The sequence below is a fragment of the Tardiphaga sp. 37S4 genome (assembly GCF_021044645.1).
Taxonomy (GTDB): Bacteria; Pseudomonadota; Alphaproteobacteria; order Rhizobiales; family Xanthobacteraceae; genus Tardiphaga; species Tardiphaga robiniae.
Genome location: NZ_CP088008.1, coordinates 2,575,634 through 2,597,480, shown reverse-complemented (window position 1 = coordinate 2,597,480; position 21,847 = coordinate 2,575,634). Strand labels below are relative to the sequence as shown.

Below are 21,847 nucleotides of genomic sequence, written 5' to 3'. Positions count from 1 at the left end.
TTTAAGCCTAAAGCGCACAGACGCTGTCTTTAAAGCTGCCATGGGCGGGAAACGGGGGCGACCCGATCTTCTGTACCAGGTGACATGGACCATATGAAGAAACGCACATCGATCGCTCTACTCGTTCTCGTCGGCGCTGCCGCGGTTGCGGCCTACACGACGCGCTCCTCGTGGACCGGTGGCAACACCAATGCACAGGCCCCGCAGCGCGCGCGGATCGTTGCGGTCGAGATTGCCAAGGCGGAACGCAAACCGGTTCCGGTCGATGTCGATTCGATCGGTACAGTAACGCCGATTTCGAGTGTCGCGCTCAAGTCGCGGGTGGAAACCACCATCACCTCGGTGCATTTTGAAGACGGCGCCAAGGTCAAGGAAGGCGATCTGCTGTTCACCCTCGATTCGCGGCAGATTGATGCCCAGATCGAGCAGGCCGAAGGCACGCTGGCCCGCGATCAGGCCCAACTGGCCGGTGCGGAACGCGACGTGCGGCGCTTTACCGATCTGATCGGGAAGGGCGCTACCACCCAAGTGAGCGTCGATAATGCCAAGACCCAATCCGACATCCTGGCCGGAACCATCCGGGCCGATCAGTCGGCGCTCGATAATCTCAAGGTCCAGAAGAGCTACACCATCATTCGCGCGCCGTTCTCCGGCCGGATCAGTGCAGCCAATGTGAAGGTCGGCAATTTCGTGCGCCCGGCTGATACGGCGCCGCTCGCCACCATCAATCAGATGGCTCCGGTCTATGTCTCCTTCGCCATTCCGCAGCGCGTGCTTGGCGATCTGCGCGAAGCGATGGCGGCGGGATCGACCTCGGTCATTGCGACCATCCCGAACAGCGGCCGTTCTGAAACCGGCAAGGTGGCGATGGTGGAAAACACTGTGGATTCCACCACCGGCATGGTCACTGTGCGCGGCATCATGAGCAATCCGAACGAAACCCTGTGGCCGGGCATTCTGGTACAGACCAAATTGATCGTGCGCACCGAGGACGGCGTTGTTGTGCCCACCGTGGCCGTGCAGCGCAGCCAGACCGGGAACTTCGTCTTCATGGTGAAGGACGGCGTCGCCCGTGTTCAGCCTGTCGAAGTCGATCGGACCTTCCAGGGGATTTCGGTGATCTCGTCGGGTTTAAAAGGGGATGAGGACGTCGTCGTCGACGGCCAGCTCTTGCTGACACAAGGCACACGGGTCGAAGCCCGGGCTCGCAAGGCCGGGGCATAAAACATGACCCTCTCGGAGCTCTGCATCCGTCGCCCTGTGATGACCACGCTCATCACGGCGACGATTATCGCGTTTGGCATTTTCGGTTTCCGGTTGCTGCCGGTGTCGGCGCTTCCGAAAGTGGACTTTCCGACCATCGCGGTGACGGCGACCCTGCCAGGCGCCAGCGCCGACACGATGGCGGCCTCGGTCGCTGGCATCATTGAGCGTCAGCTCTCGACCATCGCTGGTATCTCTTCGATGTCGTCGAGCTCGTCGCAGGGAACGACCCAGATCATCATTCAGTTCGATCTTAACCGCAATATCGATGCGGCGGCGCTGGACGTGCAGACCGCGCTGACGATCGCACAGCGCCGGTTGCCGATCGAAATGACGATCCCGCCGAGCTTCCGCAAGGTGAATCCCGGCGACTTTCCGGTGCTGTTCATTGCGCTGAGTTCATCGACGCTGCCGCTCTCGGCCGTCAATGAATTCGGCGATATCACCATCGGACAGGCGCTGTCGCAGATCCCCGGCGTGGCGCAGGTGCTGATCTATGGTACGCAGAAATTCGCCATTCGCGTCCAGGCCGATCCCGAAGCTGCGGCGGCTCGTGGATTGTCGCTTGAAGATATCCGCACGGCGGTGTCACGCGCGAACTCTTCGACGCCGGTCGGAACTCTGAACGGACCGAAGCAGGACATCTCGTTGCAGGCATCCGGACAGATGTCCAAGGCCGCCGACTATGGCCAGGTCGTTGTCGCCTGGCGCAATGGCTCGCCGGTCAAGCTGAACGAAGTCGCCAAGATCTATGACGCCGTCGAAAACGACAAGGTCGCGACATGGTTGAATGGTGAGCGCGCCATCGTGCTGGCGATCCAGAAGCAACCCGACGCCAACACGGTCGCTGTGGTCGACGGCGTCCGCGCCAAGTTGCCGTCGCTGCGCGCGCAATTGCCGCCATCGGTCGAAGTCAATATGATGATGGACCGCTCGATCTCGGTCCGCGAAGCCGTCGCCGACGTCGAGGAGACATTGCTGATCGCCGTCGTGCTGGTGATCTTCGTGATCTTCCTGTTCCTGCGCTCAGCCTCCGCGACCTTGATCCCCGCACTGGCGGTGCCGATCTCGATCTTCGGCACATGCGCCGCGATGTACATGCTGGACTACTCCATCAACAACATGACGCTGCTGGCGTTGACACTGTCCGTCGGCTTCGTTGTCGACGACGCCATCGTCATGCTGGAGAATATCGTCCGACACATCGAGCTCGGCATGAAGCCGTTCGACGCGGCACTGAAGGGCGCGCGCGAAATCGGTTTCACTATCGTCTCGATCACCTTCTCGCTGATCGCGGTGTTCATTCCCGTGCTGCTGATGGGCGGAATTGTCGGCCGCGTGTTCCGTGAATTCGCGGTGACGATCGCGGTGGCGATCATCGTCTCCGGCTTCGTGTCGCTGACGCTGACGCCCATGCTCTGCGCGCGCGTGCTCAAGGCGCACAATCCCGAGCACAAGGAAAATTTCATCCTGCGCGGTTTCGAGCGCATATTTGCGGCTTGGCTGCGTGGTTACGAATGGGCGCTCGATCGCGTACTGGCACACAAGGGCATCATGTTGGTGGTGACGCTCGCGACCCTCGGCGGCACCGTTTATCTCTACAACATCGTACCGAAGGGCTTCTTCCCGCAGGAGGATACCGGGTTCCTGACCGGTACGACTGAAGCCGCAACCGATACGTCCTTCGAAGCGATGAGTGCGCGGCAGCAAGCGCTCGCTGATCTGCTGAAATCCGATCCTGCCGTCGAATACATCAACAGCACCGTGGGCTCCGGCGGTCCGAATGCGACGGCGAATTACGGTCGTCTGTTCGTTGCGCTGAAACCGCGCCAGGATCGTGATCCCGCACAGGTGGTGATGACGCGGCTGCGCCAGAAGTCGTTGGCCGTTCCTGGCTTGCAGGCCTTCTTCCAGAGCATCCAGAATCTGAACATCGGCGGCCGACCGTCGAAGAGCCAGTATCAATACGTGCTTCAGGGCAGCGACACCGACACGCTGTATCGCGTATCGCCGGAGATGCGCGACCGCATCGCCAAGGTGCCGGGCCTGCTCGATGTGACCACCGACCTCTACATCAAGAACCCGCAGATGACGGTCGATATCGACCGCGAAAAGGCGGCGGTCTACGGCGTCACCGTCGATCAGGTTCGTAACCAGCTCTATAATGCGTTCGGCTCGCGTCAGGTCGGCACCATCTATATGCCGACCAACGACTATCAGATCATTCTGGAAGCACAGCCGCAGTTCCGGATCGATCCGAGCGATCTCTCCAAGCTCTATATGAAGACATCGAACAACCAGACCATTCCGCTGAGTGCGGTCGCGCGTCTGGTACCGACGGTTGGGCCGCTGCAGATCAACCATCAGGGTCAGCAGCCGGCGGTGACGATCTCGTTCAACCTCGTGCCCGGCTATTCGCTGGGTTATGCGGTAGACCAGATCACGCAAATCGAGGCGGATTCCAAACTGCCGGTGACCATCGCTACCGGCTTCTCTGGCACGGCGCAGGTGTTCCAGGATTCGTTGCGCGGGCAGGGCGTACTGATCCTCGCCGCCGTGTTCGCGGCCTTCGTGATCCTCGGTATCCTCTACGAGAGCTTCATCCACCCGATCACAATCATCTCCGGCCTGCCATCGGCGGGTATCGGCGCGATCCTGACGCTGATGCTGTTCAAGATGGAAATGTCGGTCATTGCCATGATCGGCATTGTGATGCTGGTCGGCATCGTCAAGAAGAACGCGATCATGATGGTCGACTTCGCACTCGAGCGTCGTCGCGTCGGCCTGTCGGCCGAACACGCGATCCGCGAAGCCGCGCTGCTGCGTTTCCGCCCGATCATGATGACGACTTTTGCGGCCATCTTCGGCACGCTGCCGATCGCGCTCGGCGCCGGTGCCGGCGCCGAACTGCGTCAGCCGCTTGGTGTTGCCGTGGTCGGCGGTCTGTGTGTCTCGCAATTGCTGACGCTGTTCATCACGCCGGTCATCTACATCTATCTCGACCGCATCGACCGCAAGCTGAAGCGCAAGCTGCAGCCGCAGCTCGAGGAAGAAGACCACGACGATCGTCCGCGCGTCGTGGCTGCGGAATAGGGATGTCTTCAATGCCGGTGAGAACACTCACTGCGGCCGCTTTGCTGGCTGCACTCGTTGTCGCGCCGGTTCGTGCCGACGATCGGATCGAAATCTTCGATGCCCATTTGCATTACAACTGGGAGCCGAAGCCGTATTATCAGCCCGACGAAGTGTTGGAGGTTTTCAGGAAGAACCGCGTCACCGGCATTCTCGCCACCAGCCGTCCGAACACTGGCACGCATGTGCTGATGGACGACAAGGCGAAGGGCAAGGCGGGTGAGCTGCAGGTCGTGCCGTTCATCCGGCCGTATCGCGTGCGCGCCGATATCGGCAGCTGGTTCAACGATCCCGTGATCTTCGATCTCGTGCAGGAGGAGTTCAAGCGCGGCTACTATCGTGGCGTCGGCGAATTTCATCTGACAGGCAAGGCGGCCGATACCGAGATGGTCAAGAAGACCGTTGATTTTGCCGTGGCCAACAATCTCTATCTGCACGCCCATGCCGACGACGAAGCGGTCGAGATCCTGATGCGGCACAATCCGCGTGCGCAGATCATCTGGGCACATACCGGCTTTAGCCTCGCGCCGGACCGTGTCGCAGCGATGCTGATAAAATACCCGAAACTGTGGGGTGAATTGTCTTACCGCAGCGGCATCGTGGACGGATCAGGCAAACTGACGCCGCAATGGCGCGTGCTGTTCGAGCGCTACCCCGATCGCTTCCTGCTGGGCTCCGACACCTGGGTGCCGGAACGCTGGGCGAGCTATGGCGATATCATGGATGGCTATCGCGCATGGCTGGCGCAACTGCCGCCGGCGGTCGCTAAACAGATCGCGCACGGCAATGCGCGGGCGCTGTTCGCCGTGAAATAGACCGATCTAAATGAGCAGAATAGAGGTCAGATCGAGAAGCTGGTCCCGCAGCCGCAGGACGCCGTCGCGTTCGGATTGACGACGCGGAACGAGGCGCCGATCAGGTCATCGACGAAGTCGAGTTCGGAGCCGGCCAGGAACGGTGCTGAGGAGGGGTCGACCAGCACCACGGCGCTGTCACGTTCGATCAGGATGTCGTCGTCCGCCTTGGCGCGCTCGACGTCGAACTTGTACTGGAAGCCGGAGCAGCCGCCGCCTTCAACCGACACGCGGAGCATGGCGCCGTTGCCTTCGGTCTTGAGGATCTCGCCGATCCGGCGCGCAGCACGCGCGCTGACGGTGAGGGGGGCCTCGGTGACTGCAGTGTCGGTCATATCTGGCTCTCCGGGCAGGATTCGAACCATTTGAATCTGCCGCTCCCCATAGTTAAGTGCGGCAGGCTCAGGAATCAATTGGATCAAGGATAAACACGCCGTGTCGGTCGGAATGGCTGCTCCCCGCGCACCCTATGCCTGCGACCCCGATCGCAGCCGCGGACGGCTGTTTTCCGAGGCTCCGAGCCGGACCCGCAGCGCGTTTCGCCGAGATTGCGACCGGGTCATCCATTCGACCGCGTTTCGGCGCCTCAAGCACAAGACCCAGGTCTTTGTGTTCCACGAGGGCGATCATTATCGCACCCGTCTCACCCACACTTTGGAAGTGGCGCAGATCGCCCGCGCCGTAGCCCGGCAACTGGGGCTCGACGAAGACCTGACCGAGACCCTGGCGCTGGCCCATGACATCGGCCATCCGCCGTTCGGCCATGCCGGCGAGCGGGCGCTGGATGCCTGTCTCGAGGCCCATGGCGGCTTCGATCACAACGCACAGACCTTGCGCCTCGTCACGTCACTTGAGCATCGCTATCCGGAATTCGATGGCCTCAACCTGACTTGGGAAACCCTCGAAGGCATCGTCAAGCACAACGGGCCGCTGACGAACGCGTTAGGCGCCCCCGTGGGACGTTATGCCACCCATGGCGTGCCGTTCGGGATCACCGAATATGACCGCACCTTTGATCTGGAGCTGTCCAGCTTCGCTTCGCTTGAAGCTCAGGTCGCGGCGATTGCCGATGATATCGCTTACAACGCTCATGACATCGATGACGGACTGCGCGCAGGGCTGTTCACCGTCGATGACCTCAAGGCGATGCCGCTGACGCAAGGCATGATCGCAGAGATCGATGGACGCTATCCCGGTCTCGACGAGAGCCGCCGCGGCGCCGAACTGGTGCGCGAGCTGATTTCCTATCTGATCGGTGCGGTCGTCGGCGAGACGGAACAACGACTAGCCGCTTTGTTGCCGAAATCCGCGGAGGACATTCGCCGCGGCGGGCGCAAGCTCGTCGCGTTTCGTGCCGACGCGGCAGAAGCCGAGGCTGGGATCAAGGCCTTCCTCTGGCAGCACATGTATCGCCATGAGCGTGTCATGCGGGTGATGGTCGAGGCGGAATGTCTGGTTACCGACCTGTTCGCACGCTATCAGCGCGCGCCCGAGGATCTGCCGCCTGAATGGCTGCCCCCTCAAGGCGCCGAGCCGGAATCGGAGGGCGAACAGGCGCGCCGGATCGGCAATTTCATTGCCGGGATGACCGACCGTTTTGCCATCACCGAACATATCCGGCTCTTTGACTCGACCCCCGAATTGCGTTAGGCGACACGTCTAAGTGCCTTTCAGGGCTTAAATATTTGTAATTTCCGTTGCCTTGCATTTGCTTGGATTCAAACAAAATGCAGCGGAACGCAAACCAAACCGCTATCCATCCTCCTGATACAAATCCAGCCGGAATGATCCGGCGCAAGTTCTGGTTCCCGTACCGCCATGGCCACCACCGCTCCGTCCCCGCATCTGTTTGCCAACGTGCTCGCGCGCGTTCATGCGATTTGTAACGCCCTCGTCGGTGCAGGCGTGCTGCCGGCTGGCATCGATCTGTCGCGCGTCGTGGTAGAGCCGACCAAGGACGCGTCGCATGGCGACATGGCGAGCAATGCCGCAATGGTGCTGGCGAAAGAGGCGAGAGCCAAGCCGCGCGATCTGGCTGACGCTATCGCTGCGAAGCTGCGCGAAGACGATCTGGTCACGTCGGTGGATGTCGCCGGACCCGGCTTCATCAATCTCACGCTGAAGTCGTCCGCCTGGGCCGACGCATTGCGCGCGGTGCTGCGCGACGGTGCCTCGTATGGCCGGAGCGCGGTCGGAGCCGGTGAGAAGGTCAATGTCGAATACGTGTCGGCCAATCCGACGGGACCGATGCATGTTGGCCATTGCCGCGGCGCCGTGTTTGGCGATGCACTGGCGAGCCTGCTCGATTGCGCCGGTTATGACGTCACCCGCGAATACTACATCAACGACGCCGGCGCACAGGTCGACGTGCTCGCGCGCTCGGCGTTCCTCCGCTACCGCGAGGCACTCGGCGAGACCATCGGCGAAATCCCGGAAGGGCTTTATCCAGGGGACTATCTGGTTCCGGTCGGGCAGGCGCTGGCCGCCGAACACGCCGGCGCGCTCAACCAGATGACCGAAGACAAGTGGCTGCCGATCGTGCGGCCCAGGGCCATTTCCATGATGATGGAGATGATCCGCGGCGATCTCGCCGCGCTCAACATCACGCATGAAGTGTTCTTCTCGGAACGTTCGCTGATCGATGGCGGTACCGACATGGTCGGCGCAACGATCGAATTCCTGCGCGGCAAGGGTGACGTCTATATCGGCCGGCTGCCACCGCCAAAGGGCAAGCCGATCGACGATTACGAAGACCGCGAGCAGACCCTGTTCCGCGCCACCGCCTATGGCGACGATGTCGATCGTCCGCTGCTGAAGTCGGATGGCGGTTACACGTATTTTGCGTCCGATATCGCCTATCACAAGACCAAGTTCGACCGTGGCTTCCTCAACATGGTCGACGTCTGGGGCGCCGATCACGGCGGCTATATCAAGCGTGTGCAGGCGGCGATCAAGGCGGTAACGGCAGGGAAGGCTGAACTCGACGTCAAGATCGTGCAGCTTGTGAAGCTGTTGCGCAATGGCGAGCCGGTGAAGATGTCGAAGCGCTCCGGCGATTTCGTTACCCTGCGCGAAGTGGTCGACGAGGTCGGCTCCGACGCCGTGCGCTTCATGATGCTGTTCCGGAAGAACGACGCGGTGCTGGATTTCGACCTCGCCAAGGTGATCGAGCAGTCCAAGGACAATCCGGTTTTCTACGTGCAGTATGGCCATGCCCGTGGCCATTCGATCTTCCGCAATGCGCGGGAGATGCTGGCCGACCTGCCTCTGGAAACCGAGGCCCGCATTGCCTATCTGAAAGACGCGGTAATGGAGCGGCTCGACGATGTTGCCGAACTGGGCCTGATGCGGCAGTTAGCATTGTACCCACGGATGATAGAATCTGCGGCCACGGCGCATGAGCCGCACCGCATAGCTTTCTATCTGTATGATCTCGCCAGCGAATTTCATGCGCTCTGGACGCGCGGACGGGATATGCCTCATTTACGCTTCATTATCACTAATGATGCAGAACTTACCAAAGCGCGATTGGCACTCGTCCAGAGCGTCGTCTCAGTCCTGGCTTCGGGCCTCGCCGTTCTCGGCGTCACCGCACCGGACGAGATGCGGTAGACAGGGGACGGCCGCTCACATGGGGATCTGTGGGTGGTTCTTGATAGCAGCTGTTTCGTTTGAAAAGCGGGTTGGCGGCTTTCCCGAAGGGGATGCGACATCACAATGGCTAATCGATACCAGAACCGACCTTTCCCAGCGGATGACGATTACGGCCGCGACGCTCAATCGCGGACGAAGGGCGAGGGCGATCCGCTCGCCGAACTCGCGCGGCTGATCGGGCAGACCGACCCGTTCGCGAGCAACAGCCGCCCTGCGCCCGCGCCGCGCCAGGCTGAACCGGCCTATCAGGACGAGCCGGAATATGAGGAAGAACCCGCGCAGCCCGGCCCGCCGCCATGGATGCAGCGTGCAGCAGCCCACGAGCCGCAGCAGCAGGAGTTCGAGAATCTTCATCCGGTGCAGCGTTACGGCGCTCAGCATCAGGAGCCGCAGCATCTGCAGCCGGAGGCCGATTATCATCAGGCGCCGGCATTTGCCGCGCATACGGATCATCAGGCGCAGGACTATCAGGGCCAGTACGACCAGGCTCACGCGCCGCATGATCCCAATCGTTATGACGATGCGCTGTATGGCCACGCCGATGGCGCACAGGCCCAGCATCCGCAGGACGATCAGTATCAGGATGATCCCTACGCCTATCAGGACGGTTATGCCGAGCAGGAAGAGGCGCCGAAGCGCCGCGGTGGCATGGCGACCGTCGCCATCGTGCTGGCGCTGGCCGTAGTGGGTACCGGTGCTGCCTTCGCCTATCGTACATTTATGGGATCGGCGCGCACCGGCGAACCGCCGGTGATCAAGGCCGAGCCCGGTCCGAACAAGATCGTCCCGCCGTCGGCGACAGCCGCGGCCGACGGCAAGCCGATTCAAGATCGTCTCGGCGGCGCAGCCCCCGAGCGGTTGGTGTCGCGCGAAGAGCAGCCCGTCAACGTGCAGGATGCCACCAAGGCTGGTCCGCGCGTGGTATTCCCGCCGCTGAACCAGAACGCCAACCCGCCATCGACAGCCAGCGTCTCGCCATCCAACAAGCCGATGGTGGGCAATGGCGCGATGCAGGGCGATGAGCCTCGCAAGATCCGTACTTTTGCCGTCAAGGGTGACCAGTCCGACGCGGGAGCCACACCGGCCGCGCGTCAGGCGCCAGCCCGCATCGCCGCTCCGGCAGCGGTTCCTGCAGCCGCGCCCGCTGCGGCACCGCGCGCGACCAATGCCAACGCATCAGCCAATGCCCCGATGTCACTGTCGCCGCAGGCTGCGCCTCCGGCTGCAGCCGCTCCACCGGCGCCCTCACGTATGGCCTCGACCAACCCGACCCAGCAGGCGGCCCCGGTCGCCTCCGGCGGCGGCTATGTGGTCCAGGTATCGTCCCAGCGGTCGGAGGGTGATGCGCAGGCGTCGTTCCGCGCCCTGCAGACCAAGTTCCCCTCGGTGCTGGGATCGCGTGCGCCGTTGATCAAGAAGGCCGACCTTGGCGACAAGGGGACCTATTATCGGGCCATGGTCGGACCGTTCGGCTCGCAGGAAGAAGCCTCGCAGGTCTGCGGGAACCTGAAATCTGCCGGCGGACAGTGCGTCGTCCAAAGGAATTAACGGCCGTTTCCTTGACCCTGGGCGTTGATGGGGGCTAATCGGCCCCATGAGCACACGCGCATTCATCACCGGTGTATCTCGGCTGGAGCTGACCGCTGAAGAGCGCGCATTTTTGCGCGCAGAACGGCCGTGGGGCTTCATTCTCTTCAAGCGTAATATTGATAATCCCGCCCAAGTCGCTCGACTTGTTGAAGATTTACGCGGCGCGACCGGTGATCTCGATGCGCCGGTCCTGATCGACCAAGAAGGCGGGCGTGTGCAGCGTCTGGGACCGCCGCACTGGCCGGTCTATCCGCCCGGTGCTGTGTTCGGCACGCTCTATGACGCGGACCCGGAAGCAGGCCTCAGGGCCGCCTGGCTGAGCTCACGGCTCATCGCGAGTGACCTTGTGGACCTCGGTATCACCGTGGACTGCCTGCCGCTGGCAGACGTCCCGGTGGAAGGCGCTGATGCCGTGATCGGCAATCGCGCCTATGGCACCCAGCCCGGCAAGGTCGCGATTATTGCCCGCGCCGTGACCGACGGTCTCTCGCAAGGTGGCATTCTACCGGTCCTCAAACACATTCCCGGCCATGGTCGGGCTACGGCCGACACCCATTTCAAATTGCCGATCGTGGATAACGCGAAGAGTGAGCTCGAAGCCTCTGATTTCGAAGCGTTTCGTCCGCTCGCCGACCTGCCGATGGCGATGACTGCACATGTTGTGTTTAGCGCTCTGGACGCCACCCAACCGGCCACGACTTCTGCGACAATCATCGAGCAGGTGATTCGCGGCAGTATCGGGTTCCAAGGTTTGTTGATGAGTGATGACGTGTCCATGAATGCTCTGGCGGGATCGATCGCGGAACGCACGCGGGCGATCGTCAGCGCCGGGTGCGACATGGTCCTGCATTGCAACGGCAAGCTGGACGAGATGCGCGACGTCGTCAGCGAGACCCCGGTTCTGGCTGGGAAGGCGCTTGAGCGCGCCAAGGCGGCTCTTGCTGCTCGCCGTCAGCCGCAGCCGTTCGACCGTACCGCCGGCCGCGCGGAGCTGGACGCCTTGATCGCTCGAGCAGGAGCAAGTGCATGAGCGCTGAGATTTTGTCGTTTGAAACCGGACTGCCGGCCGAGGTCGTTCCCGACGACGAGCCGGCGCTGGTCGTCGACGTCGAAGGTTACGAAGGCCCGCTCGACCTGCTGCTCGCGCTCGCACGTCAGCAGAAGGTCGACCTGCACAAGATTTCGATCCTCGCGCTGGCCGACCAGTACCTGCTGTTCATCGAAGCCGCGCGGAAGATCCGTCTGGAACTCGCTGCCGACTATCTGGTGATGGCGGCGTGGCTGGCATTCCTGAAGTCGCGCCTGCTGCTGCCGGATACGACGGTGCCGGGCGAAGGCCCGAGCGCCGAGGATATGGCGACCGCGCTGGCCAACCGGCTGCGCCGCCTCGAAGCCATCCGCGAAGCCTCGAACAGGCTGATGACCAGGCCGCAGCTCAACCGCGACATCTTTCCGCGCGGCGTTCCCGAGTCGATCGCCGAGGTGAAGCATCCGCGCTTTACGGCGACGCTTTACGACCTGCTGTCGGCCTATGCGACCCAGCGCCAGGCTCGCGTGCTGACGCGCGTCCATCTCGCCAAGCGCACCGTCTGGTCGCTGAGCGAAGCGCGCGCCTCGCTGGAACGGTTGGTCGGCATGGCAGAGGACTGGAGCCGCCTCGACGAATATCTGCTGGCCTATGTCGCCGACCCCGCGCAGCGCGCGACGGTGATGGCCTCGAGTTTTGCAGCTGCGCTTGAACTGGTGCGTGAGGGCACGCTCGACCTCAGCCAGAAAGAAGCATTCGCGCCTTTGTATTTCCGCAAGCACATCGCCCAGCCTGTGCAGGTGGAGCCGGAAGTTCCGGCCGAGTAAGTGGAAGAAGGAGATCCAGACATGGCAAGCCTCGCCGAGAAACGCATCGACGATGTCGAGGATCAGATCGTGCAGTCCGAGGGACAATCCGAGGTCCAGTCGGAGGCGCGCCCAGAAGAATTGCGCCTGCTCGAAGCGCTGTTGTTCGCATCCACCGAGCCGCTCGACCAATCCGCGCTGGCCAAGCGCATGCCGGATGGCGTCGATATCAAGGCGGCACTGGCGCAGTTGCAGGCCGATTACGCCATGCGCGGCGTCAATCTGGTCCGTGTCGCCAACAAATGGACGTTCCGCACCGCCGGTGACCTGTCCTGGCTGATGACCCGCGAGACCACCGAAACCCGCAAGCTGTCGCGTGCGGCGATCGAAGTGCTCGCCATCGTTGCCTATCACCAGCCGGTGACCCGCGCCGAAATCGAAGATATTCGCGGCGTCATCACCTCCAAGGGCACGCTCGACGTGCTGTTGGAAACCGGCTGGATCAAGCCGCGCGGCCGTCGCAAGACGCCGGGCCGTCCGCTGACCTTCGGTACCACCGAGAGCTTCCTGTCGCAGTTCAGCCTGGAGGCACTCGGCGATCTGCCGGGTCTTGAGGAACTCAAGGGCACTGGCCTCTTGGATTCGCGGCTGCCGTCCGGCTTCAGCGTGCCCAATCCGTCTGACGATCCGACGCTCCGCGAGGACGAGGATCCGCTGGAGGGCGGCGAACTGGAACTGGCGCTGTCGGCACCCGATCCGGAATTCCCCGAACTGCAGCTCAAGGAGCCCGGAGCCGGGACTGTCGGATACGCTGGTGAGGCCCAGGAATTTGCCGAGGCCAAGGCCGAATTCACTGAAACGGCAGATGTTGTGGAGCCAGAGAGCGAAGCGGCCGAGGTCGCGGAACTTGAAGCGCGCGATCTCGACGTGATCGAGCCCGAGCAAGGCGAGGCCGAAGCGGCTGAAGTCGGAGAGCCCGAGTCGGATGAAGACGAGACCGCTGAGCCCGAAACGGCCGAACTCGACGACGATGAAGACGATTCCGACGACGCGGAAGACGACGAGCTCGACGAGGACGATCAGGACGAAGATGAGCCGGATGACGCTGAGCCGGACGCAACCGACCGGGACGACGACCGCAAGCACTGATCGCGGCATTAACGCTCGCGGCATTGCGCCGCGACATCCGCGATTCCACGAGGGTTAAGTCCTTGTTTTTGACACCCCCGCAGCCTACGTTCCGGTCAGATCAGGCCGGGCGACTGGCCGCGTGTTTGGAGGGTTAGCAGGATGGGTTCACTCAGCATTTGGCACTGGATCGTCGTGATCGGAGTGGTCCTGCTGTTGTTCGGGCGCGGCAAGATTTCCGACCTGATGGGCGACGTTGCGCAGGGTATCAAGGCCTTCAAGAAGGGCATGGCGGACGACGAAAAGCCGGCAGACAAGCCGACCGAGCCGGTCCGCACCATCGACCAGACCCCGCCGGCGCCGACCGCCAACCGTACGGACGTCGGCAGCAAGGTTGTCTGAGGTTCCGAAGGGATTGTCCTTGGGGATCGCGGCGGCCATTGAAGGAGACGCGGGCACATCCAGCCCCGCGTGAGCGGATTTTTTCATGTTCGATATCGGGTGGAGTGAACTGGTCGTCATCGCGGTCGTCGCGCTGATTGCCATCGGCCCGAAAGAACTGCCCGGCGTGCTGCGCATGGTCGGGCAGTGGATGGGCAAGGCCCGCAAGATGGCCTCGGAATTCCAGGGCCAGTTCAACGAGGCGATGCGCGAAGCCGAAATGGCCGACGTCAAACAGGCCTTCGACGACGTGAAGGATGTCGCCTCCGGCTTCACCACCAACAACATCATGACCTCGCTGACCAAGGACGTCAGCGATGCCATGGCCATCGACAAGGCTGACAATCTCGACACGCCTCCGGCCGTGCCCACCACGCCCGAGCCGCCTACACCCGAGACCTTCGTTGAGGCCGAGACGCATGCGCAGGAAACTGCTGCGGTAAACGAGCCGCTGGCCATTACCCGGGAAGTGCAGCCGTCGCCGGTCGAAACCCACGCTCCTGCTAATGATGGCGCGGCAGCCCCCGACGCGGCCAATCCCGACGTTCTGAAGGACGCCAAAGCGTCATGAGTGCCGAAGATATCGAAGCCTCCAAGGCTCCCTTGATGGACCACCTGATCGAGCTGCGGTCGCGGCTGATCAAGGCGCTGCTCGCATTTGCCGTGGCCTTCATCTTCTGCTTCTTCTTCGCCAAGCAGATCTACAACGTGCTGGTCTGGCCGTTCGTCTGGGTCGCCGGCCCCGAGAACTCGAAATTCATCTACACGGCGCTGCTGGAATACTTCCTGACCCAGCTGAAGCTCGCGATGTTCGGCGCTGGGTTCATCTCCTTCCCCGTGATCGCCGCGCAGATCTACATGTTCGTGGCGCCCGGCCTCTACAAGCACGAGAAGGGCGCGTTCCTGCCGTATCTGATCGCGACGCCGTTCTTCTTCGCGTTGGGCTCGCTGCTGGTCTATTTCCTGGTGCTGCCGATGCTAATCCGGTTTTCGCTGGGCATGCAGCAGACCGGAAGCTCCGATACCGCGCAGATCGCGCTGCTGCCCAAGGTCGGCGAATATCTCTCGCTGATGATGTCGTTGATCTTCGCCTTCGGCATCGCCTTCCAGCTCCCCGTCATCCTGACACTGCTTGGCCGCATCGGCATCCTCACGTCGAAGCAGCTGCGCGAAAAGCGCCGCTACTTCATCGTCATCGCTTTCGTTATCGCGGCCGTGCTGACGCCGCCCGATGTGATCAGCCAGGCCTCCCTCGCAATCCCGCTGCTGATCCTCTACGAAGGTTCGATTATCGCGGTCAGCATGGTCGAGAAGAATGCCGCCAAGGCCGCTGCTGCCAAGGCTGCGGCGGGGACCGGCACGGACGTGACGCCGGCGGAGTAGGCGCCTACGTGTTCTTGTAATTGCAATTGTGGCAATCTACCTTAAGTTGTGCAGCTGGCGCTGCTACGGAGGTGATTGTGGCCTTTGCATTTGATACACTCGGCTATTCCAAGCGGCTCCGCGAAGCCGGGGTAGCGAACAATCAGGCCGAGGCTCATGCCGAAGCGGCACGGGATTTCATCATGACCGAGCTTGTCACGAAATCCGATCTCTTCGCTGTTAAGTCCGATCTGGACGCGCGATTGTTGGCGACGCGCAACGATTTGCAGGCAGCCATGGAGGCTCAGACGCTTCGTCTTACAGTGCGCTTGGGTGGCATCGTCGTTACCGCAGTGAGTGTCGCCGTCGCCTGCATTGGAATACTTGCGTTTCTGCTGCGAGCGCACTAACGGGGCGATCGCGCCATTTCATGTTCCAAATGTCAGCTATTCGGGGTACTCAGAGCCGCTTTCGCTCAGGAATCCCGTCATGCACGACATTAAATCGATCCGCGACAATCCCGAAGCTTTCGACGCTGCGCTGAAGCGGCGGGGGCTGGCGCCACTGTCGGCATCGCTGTTGGGGATCGATGAAGCGCGCCGGACCGCGATCCTTGCGTCCGAGCAGGCGCAAGCCCGGCGCAATGCGGCCTCGAAGGAAATCGGTGAAGCCAAGAAGACCAAGGACGAGGTGCGCGCCAATGCGCTGATGGCTGAGGTCACCGAACTCAAGACGACGATGCCGGCGATGGAAGCCGCGGTGAAGGACGCCCAGGATAAGCTCAGCGTCGCGCTTGCCGAAATCCCGAATCTGCCACTCGACGAAGTGCCTGAGGGTGTCGACGAACACGGCAATGTTGAGCGTCATCACTTCGGCGCCAGGCGCAACTACGCGTTCACGCCGAAAGCTCATTACGATATCGGCGAAGCCATGGGCTTCATGGATTTCGAGGCCGCGGCCAAACTCTCGGGCGCACGCTTCGTCGTGCTTAAGAAAGGCCTTGCACGGCTGGAGCGTGCCATCGGGCAGTTCATGCTCGATCTGCATACGAATGAGCATGGCTACACGGAAGTGAACCCACCGCTCTTGGTTCGCGACGATGCGATGTTTGGCACTGCGCAGCTTCCGAAGTTTCGCGATGATCAATTCGCCGCCGGTGCGATCGGTAGTGAAGGGCAGGGTTACTGGCTGATCCCGACCGCCGAAGTCCCGCTGACGAATCTCGTTCGTGAATCCATCCTTGACGAAAAAGAGCTGCCGCTGCGTATGACGGCGCTGACGCCGTGCTTCCGCGCCGAGGCTGGTGCTGCCGGCCGCGATACGCGTGGCATGATCCGCCAGCACCAGTTCACCAAGGTCGAATTGGTTTCGATCACCACGCCTGAGGAAAGCAAGAACGAGCATGAGCGCATGCTGTCCTGCGCCGAGGAAGTGCTGCGCCGGCTTGGCCTGCATTACCGCGTGATGACGCTGTGTACTGGCGACATGGGTTTTGCTGCGCAGAAGACCTACGACATCGAGGTCTGGATGCCGGGCCAGGGCGACGGCGGTGCTTACCGCGAGATTTCGTCCTGTTCGGTCTGCGGCGATTTCCAGGCGCGTCGCATGGATGCGCGCTCGCGCGGGCCGGATGGCAAACCGCGCTTCGTGCACACTCTGAATGGTTCGGGCACCGCCGTCGGTCGCGCGCTGATCGCCGTGATGGAAAGCTATCAGCAGGAAGATGGCTCGATTGCCGTGCCGGATGTGCTGCAGCCTTATATGGGCGGGCTTAAAGTCGTCCAGGCCGGCTAGGCGTCGTCGCGCGCCAGCCGCTCAGGCGCGGCTGGCTGTGACCAGCGCGCATTTGGCTTTTTCGGCTTTTATGTTGACAAAGCCCATATGCGTCATCGGAAACGCCTTGCGGCTTTTCGTGCTGACGGTCTCCGCGATGACGCGACGACGCTCCGTCACATAGCGTCCATCCCGGCTGCGGAAGGCACAGGCGATTTCGAGGTCCTTGACCGGATAGTCGTTGGCGTTGCGGACGGTGAAAGTCATCAGCGCCCTGGAGCCGAGACCGCCGCGGCGAAATGATTGGCGGGAGAGGCTGAGACGGTTGAGCTCCGCGGCGTCGGGGACGCTGACGAGTTGTGAAGGAGTGGGTTTCGCAAAGTCCTCCTCACTCAACTCGTCGGGCATAGTTGCCATCACCGCCGTATTGAGGGCGAGATCGGGCTTGGTCTCGGCCAATCTGGGAAGCAGCAGCCACCCCGTCAGGGCGACAACCGCGATCGCCGGCAATCCGATGATCAACACCCGTTCGAGCTGTTTCGCCATCTCCGTCGCCCTGTGGGGCGCTGCGACCAAGGCCATCCGGGTCGAGCGCGCATGCTTCAGACGCAATTGGCACTCACCTACCTAGATAAGAAATCGCGGCGACGCCGAAATGTTCCGGCTCGCGGGAAAAATCGCCTTCGAGACAGCCCTCGGCAGCGCACGAGCAGCGCCCAAAATGGGGGTGGCAAAAGCGGGCACATGCTGGCAAAAACCGGTGCCGGCCAGCGGCCCTCCCGATCGAAAAGGCACCTCACGAATGCGCATTCTCTGCACCAATGACGACGGCATTCACGCCCCCGGCCTGAAGATCATCGAGCAGATCGCCAAGGAATTGTCCGATGACGTCTGGGTGGTGGCGCCCGAGCTCGATCAGTCCGGTGTGTCGCATTCATTGTCGCTGAACGATCCGTTGCGGCTGCGCGAAGTCGGCCCGCGGCACTATGCCGTGCGCGGCACGCCGACCGACTGTGTCATCATGGGCGCGCGTCATATTCTGAAAGACAAACAGCCCGATCTCGTATTGTCCGGCGTCAACAAGGGCCGCAACGTCGCCGAGGACGTGGTCTATTCCGGTACCATCGCCGGTGCGCTCGAGGGCACCATTCTCGGCATTCCGTCGGTGGCGTTGAGCCAGGAATTCTCGATGGAAACGCGTCACAACCCGCAATGGGAGACCGCGTTGAAATATGGGCCGGACGTGCTGCGCAAGGTCATCAAGGCGAGCGTGCCGAAGAACACCGTCATCAACGTCAACTTCCCGGCCTGTGCGGCCGACGAGGTGAAAGGTGTCGTTGTCACCCGGCAGGGCAAGCGTAATCAGGGCTTTCTGCGCGTCGATGAGCGGCGCGATGGCCGCAACAATCCGTATTTCTGGATCGGTTTCGAGCGCATCGTCGCCGCGGAAGCCCCGCCGGAGGGCACCGATCTCGCAGCCCTTGCTGCGCGCTATGTCTCGGTGACGCCGCTGCGTCTCGATCGTACGGACGATGTATTCTCCGAAGCGCTGACCAAGGCGCTTGGCTGAGATTTCGAGATAGGCGAGCGGGCTCGCCTAGACCGCGACGCCCTTGAGCGTCGTTGACAGCACCTGCGCCAGCGTTTCCATCTGGAAGGGCTTCTGCAGCGTCGGGCGGTCACGAAATTCTTCCGGCAGGCCTTGCGCGCCGTAGCCAGTCGCGAAGATGAACGGGCGGTTGCGCGATGCAATCACCTCGGCGACCGGCGAAATCACCTTGCCGTTGACGTTGACGTCGAGGATCGCAATGTCGAACTTGGCAGACCCAGCCAGCTTGATCGCTTCGTTGATATCACCGGCTTCGGCGGCCACGCTGTAGCCGAGTTCCTCGAGCATATCGGCGACCATCATGCGGATCATGACCTCGTCTTCGACCAGGAAGACGGAGCCGCCCGGCGGGTTCGTTGCAGTCATGGCCGGTTTCCTTGCCCCAATCCTCTGAACAAAATCGCAAATTCCCGGGTTGAACGCAATCTCGACGCATTGCCATTTTCGTGACCCAAAGACGCAGTCGCGTGTTCGGTACCAGATAGAGCAAGATCAGGATTTCAGCGCCCCGCCCATAACAGGCTGGTATGTTGCTGGTTCCGCGTGCGGAACAATAAAAGTTGTCGTTAGGCTATCCCGGTTCCGATCGCAGAAATACATCAATCTATCTTTGCTAGATCGAGAGTGTTTCTAACCTGTGCTGCGTGAGGCATTTCCATGATTACCGTCGGACAGCCGCCCGAACAGATGACGTTTCAGCTTGGTCTGCGGCGCCGTGGGATCAGCGATCGGCTGGTGCTGCGCGCAATGGAGGATATTCCGCGTGATCGCTTCGTCGAGCCGAACGATCGCGCCCATGCCTGGCGGGATACGGCCTTGGCCATTGCCTGCGGTCAGACCATCAGCCAGCCCTTCGTGGTGGCCTATATGACCGAACAGCTGCAATTGAATGCCGGTCACCGTGTGCTCGAGGTCGGCACGGGATCGGGCTACCAGGCCGCGATCCTGTCAAAGCTCGTCCGCGACGTGCTCAGCATCGAGCGCTATCGCACGCTGGCCGACGCCGCCCGGACCCGGTTGGAGGCACTCGGCCTCCACAATATCGAGGTCATGCTCGGCGATGGCCTCAACCCGGCTGCCAATTTGGGATCGTTTGACCGGATCGTCGTGACCGCCGCTGTGGAGGAGGTGCCCGCGGCGCTGACCGACCGACTTGAGGAGGGCGGTATTCTGGTTGCGCCAGTTGGTCCTCACAATGGCGTCCAGACCCTGGTCCGGATCCGCAAAACCGGGGATGGATTGGAGCGAAAGGAGCTCGTGGACGTGCGTTTCGTGCCTGCACTTCCGGGCATCGCGCGCGAACTCTGAAAAAAGTTCGTGAACGGCTGTCACGTGTTGGTCGCAAGGTTAAAGGCTTGGTAACGGAGACGGTGTTTACTCAATTCAGTTGTTTGTTGCGTATGAGTGAGTAACCAATGTCCAGCGTTGTCGAGTTGCTTTACTCGCGCCGCGCTCCGCAGGTCGCGGTGCTGGCGCTGATGTCTATCGGTTTTGCCGGCTGCAGCGCCGACATGCAGACACGGCTATCTCAGAATCCAAATTTTGACTCAGGTCAGTCCCGTGGCTTTGGCTGGCAAGGCGAAACCACCGGCTCGGTGCCGCAGCGAGCACCGCGCGCGCCGGTCGAGCGCCAGGAGCTGCCGCAGTATCAGCGCCCGGCCTATAATCCGCAGCGGCAGTATCAATCCCAGGCTTTGCCGCCGCCGATCTCGGCGCCGCAGTCCTATCCGACAGCTCGTCCGGTTGCGTCGGCTGCTCCCGTCAGCGGGGGCGGCAACGGTATGTATACGCCGCCGCCCGCACGCGCGCCGATCGAAACCACCGGCTCCACGGCGCCGCGCTCGGTTGCAGCGACCAACGGCCTTGCCCGTGATGGCGGCACCTCGATCATCGTCGGCACCAGCGACACGCTCGACGGTCTGGCGAAGCGCTACAACGTCTCGTCGGCCGCGATCCTGCAGGCCAATGGCTACAAGGGTCCGCGCGCGCTGTCGCCCGGCCAGTCGCTGATCATTCCGCGCCAGGGCGCTGCGGCAACTCCGGCCGTTGCCGCTGCTGCGAGCAAACCTGCCGTCGGCGCATCGACCATGCATTTCGTCAATCGCGGCGATACGCTGATGAGCATCTCGCGCCGGAACAACGTGTCGGTCGCCGAACTCGCGCGCGCCAATGGTCTGGCGCCGACTGCCCAATTGAAGCTCGGCTCCAAGATCACGGTACCCGGTGCGCGTACGGCCAACGCAGCTCCTGTAGCCGCGCCGCTCGCTGCGCCCGTCGCAGCCGTGACGGCTGCTCCGGCTGGTGCGGTCACGTCCGCTGCCGTGGCCCGTGTTGCTTCTGCCGAACCCGCACAGAAGGCCCGTCTCGCAAGTGCCACGACGACGCCTGAAGAAACCACGCCGGAATCGCCGACTAAAGCCGCTGACGCAACCGGCGCTTTGCCGACGTTCCGTTGGCCGGTGCGCGGCCGCGTGGTCACAGGCTACGGCGCCAAGACCAATGGCAAGTCCAACGACGGCATCAACGTCGCCGTGCCGGAAGGCACGCCGATCAAGGCTGCCGAAGATGGCGTCGTTGCCTATTCCGGCAACGAGCTGAAGGGTTACGGCAATCTGGTCCTCGTTCGTCACTCCAACGGCTACGTCACCGCATATGCCCATGCGAGTGAGCTGATGGTGAAGCGTGGCGAGACCATCAAGCGCGGTCAGGTGATCGGCAAGTCCGGCCAGTCCGGTGAGGTTACTTCGCCGCAGCTTCACTTCGAGATCCGCAAGGGCTCGTCGCCGGTCGATCCGCTGCAGTTCCTCAACGGGGCGTAAGCGCAATCCACGAAGTGTAGTTCGCATTTAAGCAAGCCCGGCCTCGTGCCGGGCTTGATGCGTTTGATCTCGGGGCTGCGGCCCACTCCAGCTCCGGAATCTTCAACGCGCTGCTGCGAGTGGGCAGCTTGCGCACGCAAGCTCGGTTGACTGCCGCGCGATGTTGCCCATATGTGGACATGTCGTGGTTCTTCGGGAAGGTTTGCCCGAAGCTAAGAGGGAAGCCGGTGAGGCGTTAAGCCAAGGCCGGAGCTGCCCCCGCAACTGTAAGCGGTGAGCCGCTGTCCATTAAAGTCACTGAGACCCGCAAAGGTTTTGGGAAGGCCGGACAGCAGCATTGACCCGCGAGCCAGGAGACCTGCCTCGACAACATAAACGTCCTCGGGCGG

The 21,847-nt window shown here is 62.2% G+C and carries 20 protein-coding genes and 1 riboswitch; of the genes, 17 read left to right on the top strand and 3 right to left on the bottom strand.

The window, feature by feature from the left end:
- Positions 1-93 precede the first annotated feature (93 nt).
- Genes LPB73_RS12670 through LPB73_RS12660 form a run of 3 tightly spaced genes read left to right on the top strand, consistent with a single transcriptional unit; the run spans position 94 to position 5,210 of the window.
- On the top strand, positions 94-1,224 hold the full coding sequence (locus tag LPB73_RS12670; protein WP_089264722.1) for an efflux RND transporter periplasmic adaptor subunit: 1,131 nt from the start codon (positions 94-96) through the stop codon (positions 1,222-1,224).
- A 3-nt stretch (positions 1,225-1,227) separates the two neighbouring features.
- Positions 1,228-4,356: an efflux RND transporter permease subunit gene (locus LPB73_RS12665; RefSeq protein ID WP_231080773.1), complete on the top strand. Its 3,129-nt coding sequence runs from the start codon at positions 1,228-1,230 to the stop codon at positions 4,354-4,356.
- Positions 4,357-4,367: 11 nt separating this feature from the next.
- Positions 4,368-5,210, top strand: coding sequence for an amidohydrolase family protein (locus tag LPB73_RS12660; RefSeq protein ID WP_231080772.1), 843 nt, complete (start codon positions 4,368-4,370; stop codon positions 5,208-5,210).
- 26 nt (positions 5,211-5,236) lie between these two features.
- Here LPB73_RS12660 and erpA read toward each other — a convergent pair whose 3' ends face one another.
- On the bottom strand, positions 5,237-5,584 hold the full coding sequence (gene erpA / locus LPB73_RS12655) for an iron-sulfur cluster insertion protein ErpA (RefSeq protein WP_093758714.1): 348 nt from the start codon (positions 5,582-5,584) through the stop codon (positions 5,237-5,239).
- Positions 5,585-5,684: 100 nt separating this feature from the next.
- On the opposite strand from erpA, the gene LPB73_RS12650 reads away from it, so the two are divergent.
- The 11 genes from LPB73_RS12650 (at position 5,685) to serS (ending at position 17,051) form a co-directional block, all read left to right on the top strand.
- Complete coding sequence (locus LPB73_RS12650) at positions 5,685-6,899, top strand: deoxyguanosinetriphosphate triphosphohydrolase (RefSeq protein WP_256461301.1); 1,215 nt, start codon at positions 5,685-5,687, stop codon at positions 6,897-6,899.
- Between the two features lie 168 nt (positions 6,900-7,067).
- Positions 7,068-8,861, top strand: a complete 1,794-nt coding sequence (gene argS, locus LPB73_RS12645; RefSeq protein ID WP_231080771.1) for an arginine--tRNA ligase — start codon at positions 7,068-7,070, stop codon at positions 8,859-8,861.
- A 105-nt stretch (positions 8,862-8,966) separates the two neighbouring features.
- Positions 8,967-10,451, top strand: a complete 1,485-nt coding sequence (locus LPB73_RS12640; protein ID WP_231080770.1) for an SPOR domain-containing protein — start codon at positions 8,967-8,969, stop codon at positions 10,449-10,451.
- A 46-nt stretch (positions 10,452-10,497) separates the two neighbouring features.
- Positions 10,498-11,523, top strand: coding sequence for a beta-N-acetylhexosaminidase (gene nagZ, locus LPB73_RS12635; protein ID WP_231080769.1), 1,026 nt, complete (start codon positions 10,498-10,500; stop codon positions 11,521-11,523).
- On the top strand, positions 11,520-12,347 hold the full coding sequence (locus LPB73_RS12630) for a segregation and condensation protein A (protein WP_089264484.1): 828 nt from the start codon (positions 11,520-11,522) through the stop codon (positions 12,345-12,347). The genes nagZ and LPB73_RS12630 overlap by 4 nt, the downstream gene beginning before the upstream one ends.
- A 21-nt stretch (positions 12,348-12,368) precedes the next feature.
- Positions 12,369-13,475 carry an SMC-Scp complex subunit ScpB gene (scpB, locus tag LPB73_RS12625; RefSeq protein ID WP_231080768.1) on the top strand — a complete coding sequence of 369 codons (1,107 nt, stop codon included), beginning with the start codon at positions 12,369-12,371 and terminating at the stop codon, positions 13,473-13,475.
- Positions 13,476-13,616: 141 nt separating this feature from the next.
- Positions 13,617-13,856, top strand: a complete 240-nt coding sequence (locus LPB73_RS12620; RefSeq protein ID WP_231080767.1) for a twin-arginine translocase TatA/TatE family subunit — start codon at positions 13,617-13,619, stop codon at positions 13,854-13,856.
- An 85-nt stretch (positions 13,857-13,941) separates the two neighbouring features.
- The gene (tatB, locus tag LPB73_RS12615) at positions 13,942-14,466 is read left to right on the top strand and encodes a Sec-independent protein translocase protein TatB (RefSeq protein WP_231080766.1); all 525 of its coding nucleotides are present in this window, start codon (positions 13,942-13,944) and stop codon (positions 14,464-14,466) included.
- Complete coding sequence (tatC, locus tag LPB73_RS12610) at positions 14,463-15,278, top strand: twin-arginine translocase subunit TatC (RefSeq protein ID WP_089264481.1); 816 nt, start codon at positions 14,463-14,465, stop codon at positions 15,276-15,278. The genes tatB and tatC overlap by 4 nt, the downstream gene beginning before the upstream one ends.
- Positions 15,279-15,355: 77 nt before the next feature.
- The gene (locus tag LPB73_RS12605; RefSeq protein ID WP_231080765.1) at positions 15,356-15,667 is read left to right on the top strand and encodes a hypothetical protein; all 312 of its coding nucleotides are present in this window, start codon (positions 15,356-15,358) and stop codon (positions 15,665-15,667) included.
- Between the two features lie 79 nt (positions 15,668-15,746).
- A complete protein-coding gene (gene serS, locus LPB73_RS12600; RefSeq protein ID WP_231080764.1) occupies positions 15,747-17,051 on the top strand; it encodes a serine--tRNA ligase in 1,305 nt (434 codons plus the stop codon).
- A gap of 21 nt (positions 17,052-17,072) precedes the next feature.
- On the opposite strand, the gene LPB73_RS12595 is transcribed toward serS, so the two are convergent.
- Complete coding sequence (locus LPB73_RS12595; protein WP_231080763.1) at positions 17,073-17,576, bottom strand: hypothetical protein; 504 nt, start codon at positions 17,574-17,576, stop codon at positions 17,073-17,075.
- 256 nt (positions 17,577-17,832) lie between these two features.
- On the opposite strand from LPB73_RS12595, the gene surE reads away from it, so the two are divergent.
- Positions 17,833-18,600 (top strand): 5'/3'-nucleotidase SurE, encoded by a 768-nt coding sequence (gene surE / locus LPB73_RS12590; RefSeq protein ID WP_231080762.1) that lies wholly within the window; start codon positions 17,833-17,835, stop codon positions 18,598-18,600.
- Positions 18,601-18,627: 27 nt separating this feature from the next.
- Here surE and LPB73_RS12585 read toward each other — a convergent pair whose 3' ends face one another.
- The gene (locus LPB73_RS12585; RefSeq protein ID WP_120289904.1) at positions 18,628-19,005 is read right to left on the bottom strand and encodes a response regulator; all 378 of its coding nucleotides are present in this window, start codon (positions 19,003-19,005) and stop codon (positions 18,628-18,630) included.
- Between the two features lie 291 nt (positions 19,006-19,296).
- Between LPB73_RS12585 and LPB73_RS12580 the strand changes: the two genes are divergently transcribed.
- Entirely contained in the window at positions 19,297-19,947 is a 651-nt protein-coding gene (locus LPB73_RS12580) for a protein-L-isoaspartate(D-aspartate) O-methyltransferase (RefSeq protein ID WP_231080761.1), read from the top strand.
- Positions 19,948-20,054: 107 nt separating this feature from the next.
- Entirely contained in the window at positions 20,055-21,458 is a 1,404-nt protein-coding gene (locus LPB73_RS12575; protein WP_231080760.1) for a M23 family metallopeptidase, read from the top strand.
- 168 nt (positions 21,459-21,626) lie between these two features.
- A riboswitch (cobalamin riboswitch) is annotated at positions 21,627-21,838 on the top strand.
- Positions 21,839-21,847: the final 9 nt, after the last annotated feature.